Source organism: Xanthomonas sp. 3498 (assembly GCF_014199795.1).
In the GTDB taxonomy this organism is placed as follows: domain Bacteria; phylum Pseudomonadota; class Gammaproteobacteria; order Xanthomonadales; family Xanthomonadaceae; genus Xanthomonas_A; species Xanthomonas_A rydalmerensis.
The window spans coordinates 442,080-457,619 of record NZ_JACHOH010000004.1; the positions used below are offsets into that span (position 1 = coordinate 442,080).

Sequence of the window (15,540 nt, forward strand, 5' to 3'; positions counted from 1 at the left end):
GCGCTTCGCGCCCTACCCTCACCCCAACCCCTCTCCCGGAGGGAGAGGGGCTATTGCTTCGCCGCCTCCCGCGCCCAAGGCGACTTCCCACCCTCGGCGATGAAGCGATCGATGCGCTGCTCCAGCACCGGCAGCGGCACCGAGCCGGTTTCCAGCACCGCGTCGTGAAACGCGCGCAGGTCGAACTTCTCGCCCAGCGCCTGTTCCGCCTTGCGCCGCAGCTCCAGGATCTTCAGCTCGCCCAGGTAGTACGACAGCGCCTGGCCAGGCCAGGCGATGTAGCGGTCGACCTCGGTGGTCACCTCGTGCTCGCTGAGCGCGGTGTTGTCGCGCAGGAACGCCTGCGCCTGCTCGCGCGTCCAGCCCTTGTGGTGGATGCCGGTGTCGATCACCAGCCGGCACGCGCGCCACATCTGGTAGGTCAGGTAGCCGAAGCGGTCGTAGGGGGTGTCGTACATCCCCATCTCCTGCCCCAGGTACTCCGAGTACACCGCCCAGCCCTCGCCATAGGCGGAGATGTAGCTATAGCGACGGAAGTCCGGCAGGCCTTGCTGCTCGGCCGCAAGCGGCATCTGCAGCGCATGGCCGGGCGAGGATTCGTGCAGGGTCAGCGCGGTGAGGTTGTACAGCGGCCGCGACGGCAGGTCATAGGTGTTGACCAGGTAGATACCCGGGCCGCCACGGCCGCCGGTGTAGAACGGCGCCAGATCCGCCGGCACCGGCTCGATCGCGAAGCGCTGCCGCGGCAGCCGGCCGATGTAGTCGCCGATCTTGCCGTCCACGCGCTTGGCGATCCAGGCCGCGTCCTTGAGCAGTTCCTCCGGAGTCTTGGCGTAGAACTTCGGATCGGTGCGCAGGTAGTGCAGGAACGCCGGGAACGTCTGCTGCCCCGGCGGGGTCTTGAAGCCGCTGTCGGCGATCGCCTGGTCCATCTCCTTGCGCAGCCGCGCCACTTCCTTCAGGCCCACCGCGTGGATCTGCTCGGGGCTGAGGTCGAGCGTGGTGTATTCGCGGATCTGCGCACGGTAGTACGCGGCGCCGTCGGGCAGCGATTCGGCGGCGAGCGCCGGGCGCGCCTTGGGCAGGTACTCCTCGCGCATGAAACGCAGCAGCTTGGCGTAGGCCGGCGCCACCTGCTGGGCGATCGCCGTGCGCGCCTGCGCGCGCAACTGCGCCTGCAGCGGCGCCGGGATCGTCGTCGGCATCTGCTTGAACGGGGTGTAGAACAGATTGCTCTCGCCGGTCGCCTGCGCGACCTCGGCGATCGACTGGTCGCGGCCCTGCAGGGTCACCGCCGGCTGCGCGAAACCACGTGCCAGGCCGGCGCGCATGTTGGCGATCTGTTCGTCGAAGTAGCGCGGGATGTCGGCAAGCTGCCCCAGGTAGCGCTGGTAGTCCTCGCGGTTGCGCAGGGTGGCGCGCGCGGTGAAGCCCAGGTCGCTCCAGAACGCGCTGTCGCTGTTGAACGGCATTTCCCAGACGCGGAACCGCTGCTGGTCGAGCAGCACCTGCAGTTGCTGGCGATAGACCTGGTAGTTCACCTGGTCCTGCGCCGACAGCTGCGCCGGGTCGATCGCGTCCAGGTCATGCAGGACCTGCTGCCAGTAGGCAGTGCGCTGCGCCTGGGTGGCCGGATCGACCTTGGGCAGGTGATCGGCGGCCTGCCCTTGCGCATCTTCGTCGTCGGCACCGGCGAACTGCTCCTGGCGCCATTTCCACTCGCGCTGGTACAGCGCCTTGAAGCGCGCGCCGGCATCGCCGGCGGGGGCTGCGGAGGCCGGCGCGGAGGCCTGTGCCGGCGTGGCGGCGGCGGCGCCCTGCCAGGCCAGGGTGCAGACGATGGCCAGAGCCAGCGCCGTGCGCAATCGGGAACGAGACATCATCGTGGGGTCTCCGGAGTGGCGGGGGCGCCGGCCTGGACCTGGGCGATCCAGGCGTCGATGCGCGCGTCCAGCAGGTCCAGCGGCATCGCGCCGCCGCCGAGCACGGCATCGTGGAAGGCGCGGATGTCGAAGCGCTCGCCCAGCGCGCGCCTGGCCTTCTCGCGCAGCGCCAGGATGTCCAGTTCGCCGAGCTTGTAGCCCAGCGCCTGGCCCGGCCAGACGATGTAGCGGTCGGTCTCGGACTGGATGCTGGGTTCGTCGTCGGACGGATGCGCGTGGAAGAAGTCGATCATCTGCTGGCGGGTCCAGCGCTTGTAGTGCACCCCGGTATCCAGCACCAACCGGTTGGCACGCAGCAGTTCGCCGGCCAGGCGGCCGTAGTCGCTGTACGGGTCGCGGTAGAAGCCCACTTCCTTGCCCAGCCGCTCGGCGTACAGCGCCCAGCCTTCCACGTAGGCGTTGTAGCCGGATTGCTGGCGGAACGGCGGCAACGGCAGGCTCTGGGCAAGCGAGATCTGCAGATGATGGCCGGGCACGCCCTCGTGATACGCGGTGGCCTCGATGTTGACCAGGGTGCGGTGCGCGTAGTCGCTGGTGTTGACCATCACCAGCCCCGGCTTGCTGCCCTGCGCATCGCTCTGCCAGTACTCGGCACCGGGCGCGGTGGCGCGGAACGCGGGCATCGCGCGCACCTCCAGCGGCGTCTTCGGCAAGGTGCCGAACAGCTTGGGCAGCATCGGCTGCATCTGCGCGATGTCGTCGCGGTAGCGCTGCAGGATCTGCTCGGGCGAGCTGGCGAAGAAGCGACGCTGCTGCGCCACCGCCTGGCGCAACGCCGGCAGATCGGCATAGCCGAGTTGCTTGGCGATGGCGCCCATCTCGTCTTCGATGCGCGCGACCTCGGCCAGGCCGGTCTGGTGGATCTGCTCGGGCGACTGGTCGGTGGTGGTCTGGGTGTGGATCGCAAAGCGGTAGCGGCGCGCGCCATCGGGCAGCGACCACAGGCCTTCGTGGGCGCGGCCTTGCGGCGCGTATTCGTTGGCGACGAAATCGGCGAGCTTGCGATAGGCCGGGCGCACCTGCTGGTCGATCGCCGCGATCATCGCCGCGCGCAGGCGCGGCCGCTCCGCCTCCGGCACCGCCGCCGGGAACTGCTGCAGCGGCGCCGCGAACGGACTGTCGGCGCCGGCCGGCGCGGCGATCTCGCGCACCTGCGCGGGAATGCGTTCGAGCAGGTACTTCGGCTGCACCAGCCCATCCTTGGCGCCGGCGCGCGACAGCGCCACCACCTGGTCGAGCAGCGCCGGGATCGCCTGCAGGCGCTTGATGTAGTCCTCGTAGTCCTTGACGCTGGCGAACGGAAACGCCTGCGCGTAGCCCGGCAGCGCCACCTGGATGCCGCCGACCGGCTCCAGCGGCATCTCGTCGTTCTTCAGCGCGATCGCCTCGAGCCGGTCGCGCAACTGGCGCTGCATCATCTGCAGGCTCAACCGCTCCTGCGCCGACAGCGCCTTGGCATCGATCGCATCGAAGCGCGCCAGGAACCCGGCGGTGGCCTGGCGTTCGGCCTCCAGCGCTGCAAGCGAATAGTCGCTCCAGCGATCGTTGTAGCGGCTGTCGCCGATGATGCTGGCGAACTCGGGATGGTGGGCGAGCTGGTACTGCCATTGCGCATCGAGCAGCGCGGCGAAGGCCTGCGCTGGCGGCACCGCGGCCTTGGCCGGTGCCGCCGCGGAGGACGTCGGCGCTGCGGACGGCTGGCAGCCCGCCAGCAGGCTCAGCAGCAGCACGCCGGCGGCGGGCAGAGGCATGCGTTTCATCGATGGACTCCGCAGGGCGGCACGCGCCCGTGGCACGCCGCGGCGGCCGCCGCGCAAGGGTCGTGGGCGGCCGCCCTGCGCATCAGGCGAACGGCCGGTCGATCGCCGGCGACGGCGGGGTGAACCACTGCGCGCCGTCTTCGGTGACGTAGAAATGATCCTCCAGGCGCACGCCGAACTCGCCCGGCACCACGATCATCGGCTCGTTGCTGCAGCACATGCCCGGCGCCAGCGCCAGCGCATTGCCGCGCACCAGGTACGGCGCCTCGTGGATGCTCATGCCGCAGCCGTGGCCGGTGCGGTGCGGCAGCCCTGGCAGCTGGTAGTCCGGGCCGAGCCCGGCGCGCTGCAACACCTTGCGTGCGGCCTCGTCCACCACCGCGCAGGCCACGCCCGGCCGCACCGCGGCGAAGGCCGCCGCCTGCGCCTCGTGCTCCAGTTGCCAGATACGCCGTTGCTTCTCGCTGGGCTCGCCGAAGATGTAGGTGCGGGTGATGTCGGAGTGGTAGCCCTGCACGGTGCAGCCGGTGTCGATCAGCACCAGTTCGCCCGGGCGCAGCGCCTGCACGCCGGGAATGCCGTGCGGATACGCGGTGGCGTGGCCGAACTGCACGATGCAGAAGGTCGAGCCGTTGTCGGCGCCGAGCGCACGGTGCGCCTGGTCGATGAAACGGGTCAGTTCCGCGGTGGTGATGCCTTCGCGGATCAGCCCGGCGGCCAGCCGCTGCACGTGCAGGGTCATGTCGCAGGCCTGCTGCATCAGCGCCAGTTCCGCCGGCGACTTGCGCATGCGGCAGCCGTCGACGATGGCCGCGGCATCGCGGATCGCGATGCGGCCCAGCACCGCGGCCAAGCCGGTATGCACCGCGAAGGCCACGCCCGGGTCCAGCGCCAGGCTCTGCGCGTCCAGCTCCAGCAAGGCCTCGGCGACCAGCGCGTGCGGGTCCTCGTGTTCCTGCCACAGGCGCTTGCGCACCGGCACCGACAGCACCGCGTCCAGCGAGCCTTCCTCGAACGCCGGGCAGATCAGCAGCGGATCGCCTTCGACGGTGAGCAGCATCGCCACCAGGCGCTCGCTGGCGCCCCACGGCACCCCGGTGAAGTAGCACAGCGAGGCACCGGCGCCGATCAGCAGCGCGTCGGCGCCGTGCGCGCGCATCAGCGCACGCGCGTTGGCCAGGCGTTGCCGGTACTCCGGCTCCTGGATCGCCGGCGCCCGCTGCGGCCACGGCGCCAGTTGCGCATGCGCCTGCTCCAGGGTCAGCCCGCCGATCTGGGACTGCTCGCTCATGCGCTGCGCTCCACGTCGGCGGTGCTCCAGCAGCCATCGATCAACCGCTGCACGCCGCCGGGATTCCGGTCGCGCAGCAGCGCCGGCAACAGCGCGTCGGGAACGCCGTCGTAGCTGTGCAGCGCGGCGAAGCGACGGATCGCCGCCGGCATGCCGACCGCGGTGAAGCCCGGATGGCCGGTGCTGGGATACGGGCCGCCATGGTTCATCGCCGGGCTCACCGCCACGCCGGTCGGCATCTTGTTGCAGATCAGCCGCCCCACACGCGGACGCAGCGCCGCGGCCAGCGCGGCGAAGACCGGATCGTCGCTGCCATCGGCGGCGCGATAGAGGGTACCGGTGAGATTGCCTTCGAAGCTGCGCGCCAGGGCGGTCAACTGCCCCACCCCACCGCCGCGGACGATCAGGCTGACCGGCCCGAACGCCTCGGTCTGCAGCGCCTCGGGCTGCTGCAGGAACGCCTCGGCCGACACCTCCAGCAGGGTCGGCGCATGCCGATAGCCCGGCCCGGCATCGGCCTCGCCACCGGCCAGCACCGCGGCGCCGGCATCGCGCAGCGTGCCCACGCTGCGCTGCAGATGCTCCAGCACCCCGCGCGAGAACAGCAGCGCCGGCGCGGCCGCGGCGAAATGCGCGGTGGCGGCGACGACGAAGGCATCGCCGGCCTCGCCCTCGGGCACCACCACGATGCCCGGATTGGTGCAGAACTGGCCGCTGCCCATGGTGCAGGAGGCGAAGAACTCCTGCGCCAGTGCCGCGCCGCGTTCGGCCAGCACGCCCGGCAGCAGGAACACCGGATTGACGCTGGAAAGCTCGACATAGGCCGGCACCCCGGCACGGTCGGCGGCGGCCTTCAGCGCCAGCCCGCCGGCGCGGCTGCCGGTGAAGCCGATCGCGCCCAGCCGCGGATCGCCGGCCAGTTCCAGGCCCAGCGTGTTGTCGAAGTGGTACAGCAACTGCACCGTCGCCGCCGGCAGGTCGTTGGCCAGCAGCGCCTGGTGCGCGAGCTGCGCCAGACGCTGGCTGGTGGCCGGATGCGAAGGGTGCGCCTTGGCGATGACCGGATTGCGCGCGACGATGGCCGAGGCGAAATCGCTGCCGGCCACCGCGTTGAACGCGAACGGGAAATTGTTCGGGCCGAACACCAGCACCGGCTTGTGCAGCGGTCCCAGCTGCGCGCGCAGGCCGGCCGCGGTGTCGATCACCGGCTGCGCCCAGCTGTGGCTGCGCGCCGCCTGCGCGGCCTGGCGCAACTGCCCGCTGGCGCGCGGCAGTTCCACCTTGGCCAGGCGCGGCTCCACCGGCAGGCCGGTTTCGGCATGCGCCAGCGCCACCAGGCGCTCGACGTCGGCGTCGATCGCGTCCGCATACGCATCCAGGAACGCGGCGATGCGTTCCGGCGCGGCCGCGGCCAGCGCGTCGGCGCTCAGCGCCGCCGCGCTCAGCGCCGCTTCCAGGTCGGCGGCGCCGCTGATCGGGAACGACGGACCGAACTCGCTTCCGTCGCGCGGGTCCTCGGCGCGGAAACTACCGCGCTCCTCCAGCGAGGCCTGCCAATGGCCGGCCAGCAACAGCGGTTGCATGCTCATCTCAGTGCCCGGGATGGGTGGCGATGGCGTGGTCGATGACCTTCAGCGCGGCCTCACGCTCGGCGCCTTCCAGTACCAGCCGCGGTGCGCGCACGCGCTCGCTGCCCAGGCCGACCTTCTCCTGCACCAGCTTGATCAGCTGCACGAACTTGGGCACGGTGTCCAGGCGCAGCAGCGGCAGGAACCAGTCGTACAGCGCCTTGGCCGCCGGGTAGCCGCCGTCGCGGGCCAGTTCGAACAGCTTCACCGACTCCTTCGGATAGGCATTGACCAGGCCGGCGATCCAGCCCTTGGCACCCATGCTCAGGCCTTCGACGATCGCATCGTCCATGCCCACCAGCAGCACCAGGCGGTCGCCGAGCAACTCGCCCAGCGCGGCGAAGCGGCGCACGTCGCCGGAGGATTCCTTGACCGCCTGCAGGTTCGGGAATTCGGCAGCCAGCTCGGCGATCTGCGCCGGGCTGAAATCGGTCTTGTAGGCGATCGGGTTGTTGTACAGGATCGCCGGCAGGTCGGTGGCGGCGATCACGGCGCGCATGTGCGCACCCATCTCGCGCCAGTCGGTGGAATACACGTACGGCGGCAGCACCATGAGGCCACCGCAGCCGATCTGCTTGGCCGCCTGCGCCAGGCGCACGGCCTCGTCGGTGGACAGCGCGGCGATGCCCGGCACCACCGGGATGCGGCCATCGACCGCCTGCACCAGGGTCTTCAGGATCGCCAGCTTGTCGTCGAAGCTCAGCGTGGCCGCTTCGCCCAGCGAACCCAGCGGCACGATCGCGGTGCAGCCGGCGTCGATCATCAACTGCGCATGCTTGGCCAGGAACGCATGGTCGATGCTGCCGTCGGCGTTGAACGGGGTGGTGATGGCCGGCAGCACGCCGTACCAGAAGGAAGCCTTGCTCATGGATGTACACCTTGTGGAGAGTTGCGAAGGGATGCCGCGCGCGACGGCGCGGCGCAAGCGGTGTCCGGACCGGGGTCCGGACAGGGATGGGCCAGCGCGTCCAGCCGCGCCGGGAACAGCGGCGGCCGGCGGCCGTCGTCGGAGAAATCGTCGGCGCGCGCGGCCAGGCCAAGTTCGGTCAGCGCACTGCCGCAGATGCGGCCCTGGCAGGCGCCCATGCCGCAGCGCGAGGCCAGCTTGGCGTCGCGCAGGTCGGTGTGGCCGCGCAGCGCGGCCAGCGGCACGTCCTCGCAGCGGCACACCAGCGTGTCCGGCGCGGCCAACGCATGGATGCGCGGATCCAGCGCGAACTGCCGCTGCAGCAGCCCGGCGAAGGCGCGCGCGCGTCGCCGCTGCGGCTGCAGCGCCTGCGCATCGGCGTCCTGGCCGGCCGCTAGGTGGCCGGCGATGGCGCCTTCCACCCGCGCGCAATCGCGCCCGCCGATGCCCAGCGCCTCGCCGGCGGCGTACACGCCGTCGATGCTGGTACGCAACTGCGCATCCACCGCCACGCACGGATGCGTGCCACTGCGGCCCAGACGGCAGCCCAGCAGTTGCGCCAGTTCCACGTTCGGCACCAGGCCGTAGCCCACCGCCAGTTGATCGCAGGCGAGACGGCGGCGACCATGCGGGCCGTCGATTTCCACCTCCTGTACGCGGCCTTCGCCATGTGCGGCCAGTACCACGCTGCCGGCGTGGTAGCCGACCCCGGCCAGTTGCGTGCGCAGCGCCAGCGCCTGCAGCGCCTTGTCCGGCCAACGCAGCGGCAGTTGGGCGGCGAATGCGGCCAACGCACGCCATGGCGCCTGTTCGACGATGCCCAGCACCTGCGCGCCGTGGCGATGCAACGTCGCCGCAGAAGCCAACAGCAGCGGCCCGCTGCCAGCGACCAGCACGCGCCGTCCGCGCAGCGGCCAGCCCTGCTTGGCCAGCGCCTGGGCGCCGCCCGCGCCGGTCACCCCGGGCAGGGTCCAGCCCGGGAACGGCAACAGCAATTCGCGCGCGCCGGTGGCCAGCACCAGCGCGTCGTAGCCCAGCCAGCGCGGGCCATCCGGACCATCGGTGAGCAACTGCCGGTCCTGCGCCAGCAGCACCTGGGTCTGCGGCAGGAAGGTCACCGCGCTGGCCGCCAGTTGCGCCAGCGCGCGCGCGGCCAGGCGTGGCGGCGCGTGGGCGACATCGTGGCGCCAGATCTGGCCGCCGGCACGCGCCTGCAGATCGACCAGGCCGACCCGGCGGCCATGCGCGGCCGCGGCCAGCGCCGCCGCCAACCCCGCCGGGCCGGCGCCGATCACCAGCACGTCGTAGTGGGCGCGCGGCTCAGCCATCGGTCCACACCTGCATGCCGTCGCGCGCCGGGGTGATGCAGGCGCGCAACTGACCGACGCGGTCGATGCGTACCCGGCACTCGGCGCACACGCCCATGCCGCACAGCGGCGCGCGCGGCTGACCACTGCGCGAGCGGCGGAAATGCGTGGCGACCTGCGCCACCGCCGCGGCCACGCTGCTGCCGTCGAGCACTTCGACGTCGCGTCCGTCGACCTGCAGGCGCAGCATCCGCGCGCTCATGCCAGCGCCCGCGCCGGCGCGTACGGCGCCGGGTCGATGGCCGTGGGCCGCTGCAGCAATTGGTCCAGCAGCAGACGCGCACTGCCCAGCGCGGTGGTCACGCCCAGGCCTTCGTGGCCGGCCGCGACCCACACGTCGCGCCGCTCCGGCACTGCGCCCAGGTAAGGCCGCCCGTCCGGCGTGGCCGGACGCAGGCCGGTCCACACCCGGATCGCCTGCAGTTGCCGCAAGCCGGGCAGGAACGCGAAGGCGCGCTCCAGCATCCGCTGCAGCATCGGCATGGACACCGCGCGGTCGGTCGCGTCGAATTCGCGCGAGGAGCCGATCAGGATCTGCCCGGTCGGCCGCGGCTGCACGTTGAACGCCACGCTGCTGCCGTCGCTGCCATGCGCGCTGTCGGCGTAGCCCAGTTCCAGCAATTGATGGGCGACGAAGCCCGGATAGCGGTCGGTGATCACCAGTTGCCCCTTGCGCGCGCGCATCGGCAGTTCCGGCAGCAGCTCCGGCACGGCGCAGCCGGTGGCGACCAGCACCGGGCCATGCAGCGCACTGCCATCGTCCAGGCGCACGCCGGCATCGAGCAGCGCGGTGGCGCGGCGTCCGGCGTACAGCTGCGCGCCAGCGGCGCAGGCGCGCTCGACCAGGTAGCGCGCCATCCGCGGCGGATACACCACTGCCTCGGCGGCCACGCGCATGCCGCCGGCCAGGCCCGGCACCAGGGCCGACTCCAATTGATACAACCGCTGCGCATCGAGCGCTTCGGCCTGCACGCCGGCCACGGCCAGGCGCTGGATCTTGGCCGGAATCGCCTCCAGCTCGCGCGCCTCGCGCGCCACCCACAGCGTGCCGCAGCGGCTGAACTCCGCCTCCGGCAGCGGCGCGAATTCTTCCCACAGGCGCAGCGAATACGCCGACAACGCCAGTTCCGCCGGATCGTCGTCCATCGCCACCAGGTGGCCCATCGCCGCGGAAGTGGAGCCGCCGCCGATGCTGCCCGACTCGACGATCGCCACGCGCAGGCCGGCGGCCGCCGCCGCATCGGCACAGGCCGCGCCGACGATGCCGGCGCCGACGACGATCAGGTCGAAACCGCTCATGCGGCGCCGATGCCCCAGGCGAACGGATCCTGTGGATCGATCAGCAATTGCGAACGCGCGGTGATGTAGGCCTGCCCGGTGATGCGCGGCAGCACCCCGCGGGTGCCGGCCGCATAGCTGCCCTCAAACACGCTGCCGAGGATGCCCTGCTGGCGCCACACCTGGCCCGCCGCCAGCTTGCCGTCGGCGGCCAGGCACGCCAGCTTGGCGCTGGTGCCGGTGCCGCACGGCGAACGGTCGTAGGCCAGGCCCGGGCACAGCACGAAGTTGCGCGCATCGGCGCTGGCGTCCGGCGCCGGCCCGTTGATCTCGATGTGGTCGATCTCGCCGCCGTCGGCGCCGCGGATGCCCGCCGCCTCCAGCGCCAGCCGCACCGCCTCGGTATAGGCGGTCAGCGCGCGCTGGTGGCGCAGTTCCAGCGCGCACGGGGTCTGTTCGGTGATGAAGAACCAGTTGCCGCCCCAGGCCACGTCGCCGCGCACGCGCCCGTACTCGGGCACCTGCACGTCGACGCCGGTGGCATGGCGATAGCTCTCGACGTTGTCGACCGACACGCGGCCGTCGGCGTGCAGTTCCACGCCGACCGTGCCCACCGGCGTCTCGATCCGGTGCGTGCCCGGGCTCAGCCGGCCCAGCTCGGCCAACGTGCGCACCAGGCCGATGGTGCCGTGGCCGCACATGCCCAGGTAGCCGACGTTGTTGAAGAAGATCACCGCCGCGCAGGCGTCGGCGGCCACCGGCGGCAGCAGCAAGGCGCCGACCATGGTGTCCGAGCCGCGCGGCTCGCAGGCGATGGCGCTGCGCCAGCGGTCGAAGCGCGTGCGGAACAGCTCGCGGCGCTCGGCCAGGGAACCGGTTCCCAGATCGGGGAAGCCGGAGACGACGACACGGGTCGGTTCGCCGGCGCTGTGCGAGTCGATGACATCGAGTGTATGCATGGGGCCATGCTCACATTCGGCACCGCCGCCGGCTAGCAGCGTTTGCCTGTCGCCAATGCGGAAGTTCGCACAACCCGGCGACGCCCGACGGCGCCGACTTAGGCTAGCATCGGCATTCAGGGGGACGCGCGGCGGCGCGCCCGCACCGCCGCCCACTCCCGCAGGTGAACGCCATGGACACTCTGATTTCGGCACTGGAACTGCAGACGCTGTTCGACGCCTTGCCGGACGTGGTGTTCTTCGTGAAGGACCGCGACGGCCGCTACACCCACGTCAACCTGACCCTGGTGCGGCGGCTGGGCAAGAAGTACCGCGCCGACCTGATCGGCAAATCGGCCGCGGACGTGTTCCCGCTGCCGCTGGGCGGCAGCTACCTGATGCAGGACCGGCGCGTGCTGTGCGGCGAGGTGATCGAGAACCAGCTCGAAGTGCACCTGTTCCCGAACCGCACCCCGGGCTGGTGCCTGACCTTCAAGCGCCCGCTGTGCGAGGGCGAGGAGGTGATCGGCGTGGTCGGCATCTCCCGCGATCTGGGCCAGCCGGACAGCCGCCATTCCGCCTACGAGCGCATCAGCCGCGCCATGGAGCACATGCAGGCGCACTACGGCGACAACCTGCGCGTGCAGACCCTGGCCGACCTGGCCGAGCTGTCGGTGGCGCAACTGGAGCGGCATTTCCGTCGCGTGTTCCAGCTGACCCCGCAGCAACTGCTGACCAAGATGCGCATCGAAGCGGCGATGCGCCTGCTGCACGGCGACGACAGCATCGCCAGCATCGGCCAACTGTGCGGCTTCGCCGACCAGAGCGCCTTCGCCCGCCAGTTCAAGGCCACCGTCGGCATGACCCCGCGCGACTATCGGTCGATGAAGGGCAAGCTGTGAAGAGCCGGGATTGGGGATTCGGGAATGGGGATTCGTTTCCGAGCTGAATGCGCGCGTTGAGATCGCGACGCTGGATATGCAAGAGCCCCTCTCCCTCCGGGAGAGGGGTTGGGGTGAGGGTACGGCGGAGCCATTACGTCGAAAAACCATGCCAATTCCGCACCTGCACCCTGCGACTGTGCTTCAGTGGGAATCCGCCTGTCGCGGCTGATCCCACAAAGGGCCAGGAACCGCGCCTAGCGCGACACACGCATACGCAGTCGCGACGCCCGAAGTCCACCTTGCCGACCATCCCAGCCGCCCCCGCTGCACAGGCCGCTCAGGTCGCAAGTGGTAGCATTCCGCGTTTCCGGTCCACGCGTCATCCATGGTCAGCCTATTCCGCCGCAACAAGCCCCAGGACAACGCCGGCGAGAGCCGCACGCAGCGCTACAGCATCGAGGAATTGGCCGCCGCCTTCCCCAAGCCGGCAAGCGCCGAACCCGCTGCGCCTGCGCCGTCGGCGTCGCCTGCCGCTGAGGCGGCGCCTGCCACCCCAGCACCCGCTCCTACTCCGGAGCCAGCGCCCGCGCCGGTCGCCGAACACCCCGTCCAGGCGCCGGCCCCGGTCGCTGCCCCGCAGCCGCAACCGACGCCGCTGCCGGCTGCAGCACCCACACCGCCGCCGCAGGCCTATGTGCCGCCGCCAGCCGCCGCGCCGGCACCGAGCGTGCCGCACCCGACGCCCGCCCCCGCCCAGCAGCCCGCTGCGGTACCCGCGCCGACACCTAACGCCGCGTCCGTGCCCGCCGCCGACGCCGACCTGGTACGCAGCGACGCCCTGCCCGCCGCGCCGGCCGGCAAGCCCGGCTGGCGCGAGCGCCTGCGCAACAGCAGCTTCGCGCGCAGCGTCGGCAGCCTGTTCTCGCGCAATCCCAAGCTCGACGACGACCTGCTCGACGAGATCGAGACCGCGCTGATCACCGCCGACGTCGGCATCCCCGCCACCACCGCGCTGATCGAAAACCTGCGCAAGCGCATGAAGGCGCGCGAGTTCGTCGACGCCAGGGCGCTGCAGCAAGCGCTACGCGCCGACCTGCTGGCGATCCTGCAGCCGGTGGCCAAGCCGCTGCAGATCGATCGCAACGCCAAGCCCTTCGTGGTGCTGACCGTCGGCGTCAACGGCGTCGGCAAGACCACCACCATCGGCAAGCTGGCCAAGCGCTTCAAGGACGAAGGCCACAGCCTGATGCTGGCTGCCGGCGACACCTTCCGCGCCGCGGCGGTGGCGCAGTTGCAGGCCTGGGGCGAGCGCAACGGTGTGAGCGTGATCGCACAGGGCCAGAACGCCGACGCCGCCTCGGTGGCCTTCGATGCGCTGCAGGCCGGCAAGGCGCGCGGCACCGAGGTGCTGATCGCCGACACCGCCGGCCGCCTGCACACCCAGACCGGGCTGATGAACGAACTGGGCAAGATCCGTCGCGTGCTCGGCAAGCTCGACGCCAGCGCGCCGCACGAGGTGCTGATGGTCATCGACGGCACCACCGGCCAGAACGCGCTGTCGCAGCTGCGCCAGTTCCATGCAGCGGTCGGCGTCACCGGCCTGGTGGTGACCAAGCTCGACGGCACCGCCAAGGGCGGCGTGGTGTTCGCCCTGGCCCGCGAGTTCGGCATCCCGATCCGCTTCGCCGGCATCGGCGAACGCCCCGAAGACCTGCGCGTGTTCGACGCCGAAGCCTTCGTCGACGCGTTGCTGCCAGAAGCGCTCGGCGGCTGACCGCTGAAGCCCCTCTCCCTCCGGGAGAGGGGTTGGGGTGAGGGTGCGGCGGAGCCTGCCAAGCCAGCACTGGCACCACCCCAACCGCACCAGGCTTCGCCCGTACCCTCATCCGGCCCTTCGGGCCACCTTCTCCCGGAGGGAGAAGGCACGAGTTCCTGCCAGCATGCGCCAGCCCTCCGACACCTTCCCCGCCCGCCTGCTCGCCTGGTTCGATCGCCACGGCCGCCACGACCTGCCCTGGCAGCATCCGCGCAGTCCGTACCGGGTGTGGCTGTCGGAAATCATGCTGCAGCAGACCCAGGTGGCGGTGGTCATCCCCTACTTCCTGCGCTTCCTGCAGCACTTCCCGACCCTGCCGGCGCTGGCCGCCGCCGACAACGATGCGGTGATGGCGCAATGGGCGGGGCTCGGCTACTACGCCCGCGCGCGCAATCTGCACGCCGCCGCCAAGCGCTGCGTGGAACTGCACGGCGGCGAACTGCCGCGCGATTTCGATGCCCTGCATGCGCTGCCCGGCATCGGCCGCAGCACCGCCGGCGCGATCCTCAGCCAGGCCTGGAACGACCGCTTCCCGATCCTCGACGGCAACGTCAAGCGCGTACTGACCCGCTACCACGGCATCGCCGGCTACCCCGGCCTGCCGGCGGTGGAAAAGCCGCTGTGGGCGCTCGCGCAGTCGCATGTGGACGCGGTGCCCGACGGGCGCATGGCCGACTACACCCAGGCGCAGATGGATTTCGGCGCCACCCTGTGCACCCGCGCCAATCCGGCCTGCGTGCTGTGTCCGCTGCAGGACGATTGCGTGGCGCGTCGCGACGGCCTGGTCGAGGCGCTGCCCACGCCCAAGCCGGGCAAGACCCTGCCCGAGCGCGAAGCGCTGGCCCTGCTGCTGGAGAACGCCGCCGGCGAACTGCTGCTGCAGCGGCGGCCGCCGACCGGCATCTGGGCCTCGCTGTGGACGCTGCCGCAGGCCGACACCGACAGCGAACTGCGCGCCTGGTATGCGCGCTGGATGCGCGGGCGCGCCTACGACGATGCCGAAGCGCTGCCGCCGATCGTGCACACTTTCAGCCATTACCGCCTGCACCTGCAGCCACTGCGCCTGCGCAAGGTCGCCATGAGCGATGCGCTGGGCGACAATGACGACCTGCGCTGGGTGGCGCGCGCCGACCTGTCGACGCTGGGCCTGCCCGCACCGATCCGCAAACTGCTCGACGGCCTCTGACGCACCAACGCGGGGCCGTGCGCGCATCGCCAGGAATTGCCATGTCCCGCACCGTCTTCTGCCAGTACCAGCAACGCGACACCGAAGGGCTCGACTACGTGCCGTATCCCGGCGAGCTCGGCAAGCGCGTGTTCGCGCACATCGGCAAGGCCGGCTGGCAGGCGTGGCTGGCGCACCAGACCATGCTGATCAACGAGAACCGGCTGTCGCCGCGCGATCCCAAGCACCGCGCATTCCTCGAAGCGGAGCTGGAAAAATTCCTGTTCCAGGGCGGCGCCGACAAGCCCGACGGCTACGTGGCACCCGATCAGGCGTCCTGAGCGGCGCCGCGTCGTGGCGTCACGGCACGCACCACGCTAAGACTCCGCCAAGCGCCTGCTTTCGTCGCACTTTACGCGATCTCGTAAGAGCGGCTTCAGCCGCGACAAGGCCTTACCAGGAACGCCCGTCGCGGCTGAAGCCGCTCCTTGTATCTGGACCTGGCGCCCTTAAACAGGCGTCATGTCTTCCGACTGATCATCGGAGGAGGTGTGGGAAGTCCA

The 15,540-nt window shown here is 71.1% G+C and carries 13 protein-coding genes; 4 read left to right on the top strand and 9 right to left on the bottom strand.

Annotated elements, in window-relative coordinates; genetic code table 11:
* Positions 1–50 precede the first annotated feature (50 nt).
* The 9 genes from GGR66_RS14605 to GGR66_RS14645 form a co-directional block, all read right to left on the bottom strand.
* Positions 51–1,883, bottom strand: coding sequence for a DUF885 family protein (locus GGR66_RS14605; protein WP_184448727.1), 1,833 nt, complete (start codon positions 1,881–1,883; stop codon positions 51–53).
* Positions 1,880–3,703: a DUF885 family protein gene (locus GGR66_RS14610; RefSeq protein WP_184448728.1), complete on the bottom strand. Its 1,824-nt coding sequence runs from the start codon at positions 3,701–3,703 to the stop codon at positions 1,880–1,882. The genes GGR66_RS14605 and GGR66_RS14610 overlap by 4 nt, the downstream gene beginning before the upstream one ends.
* Positions 3,704–3,785: 82 nt before the next feature.
* The gene (locus tag GGR66_RS14615; protein ID WP_184448729.1) at positions 3,786–4,994 is read right to left on the bottom strand and encodes a Xaa-Pro peptidase family protein; all 1,209 of its coding nucleotides are present in this window, start codon (positions 4,992–4,994) and stop codon (positions 3,786–3,788) included.
* A complete protein-coding gene (locus GGR66_RS14620; protein WP_184448730.1) occupies positions 4,991–6,583 on the bottom strand; it encodes an aldehyde dehydrogenase family protein in 1,593 nt (530 codons plus the stop codon). The genes GGR66_RS14615 and GGR66_RS14620 overlap by 4 nt, the downstream gene beginning before the upstream one ends.
* A 1-nt stretch (position 6,584) precedes the next feature.
* Positions 6,585–7,490 (bottom strand): dihydrodipicolinate synthase family protein, encoded by a 906-nt coding sequence (locus tag GGR66_RS14625; protein WP_184448731.1) that lies wholly within the window; start codon positions 7,488–7,490, stop codon positions 6,585–6,587.
* A complete protein-coding gene (locus tag GGR66_RS14630) occupies positions 7,487–8,857 on the bottom strand; it encodes an FAD/NAD(P)-binding oxidoreductase (RefSeq protein WP_184448732.1) in 1,371 nt (456 codons plus the stop codon). Before GGR66_RS14630 ends, GGR66_RS14625 begins: the two co-directional genes overlap by 4 nt.
* On the bottom strand, positions 8,850–9,098 hold the full coding sequence (locus tag GGR66_RS14635; RefSeq protein ID WP_010343411.1) for a (2Fe-2S)-binding protein: 249 nt from the start codon (positions 9,096–9,098) through the stop codon (positions 8,850–8,852). Before GGR66_RS14635 ends, GGR66_RS14630 begins: the two co-directional genes overlap by 8 nt.
* Entirely contained in the window at positions 9,095–10,195 is a 1,101-nt protein-coding gene (locus tag GGR66_RS14640; protein ID WP_184448733.1) for an FAD-dependent oxidoreductase, read from the bottom strand. The genes GGR66_RS14635 and GGR66_RS14640 overlap by 4 nt, the downstream gene beginning before the upstream one ends.
* Entirely contained in the window at positions 10,192–11,133 is a 942-nt protein-coding gene (locus GGR66_RS14645) for a 4-hydroxyproline epimerase (protein ID WP_167087558.1), read from the bottom strand. The genes GGR66_RS14640 and GGR66_RS14645 overlap by 4 nt, the downstream gene beginning before the upstream one ends.
* Positions 11,134–11,306: 173 nt before the next feature.
* Here GGR66_RS14645 and GGR66_RS14650 point away from each other — a divergent pair, with 173 nt between their 5' ends.
* From GGR66_RS14650 to GGR66_RS14665, 4 genes are all read left to right on the top strand, one after another.
* Complete coding sequence (locus GGR66_RS14650) at positions 11,307–12,014, top strand: AraC family transcriptional regulator (protein ID WP_017911046.1); 708 nt, start codon at positions 11,307–11,309, stop codon at positions 12,012–12,014.
* Positions 12,015–12,381: 367 nt separating this feature from the next.
* Positions 12,382–13,770 (top strand): signal recognition particle-docking protein FtsY, encoded by a 1,389-nt coding sequence (gene ftsY, locus GGR66_RS14655; protein ID WP_184448734.1) that lies wholly within the window; start codon positions 12,382–12,384, stop codon positions 13,768–13,770.
* Positions 13,771–13,936: 166 nt separating this feature from the next.
* Complete coding sequence (gene mutY, locus GGR66_RS14660; protein WP_184448735.1) at positions 13,937–14,998, top strand: A/G-specific adenine glycosylase; 1,062 nt, start codon at positions 13,937–13,939, stop codon at positions 14,996–14,998.
* 41 nt (positions 14,999–15,039) lie between these two features.
* Positions 15,040–15,318: an oxidative damage protection protein gene (locus GGR66_RS14665; protein WP_184448736.1), complete on the top strand. Its 279-nt coding sequence runs from the start codon at positions 15,040–15,042 to the stop codon at positions 15,316–15,318.
* Positions 15,319–15,540 lie beyond the last annotated feature (222 nt).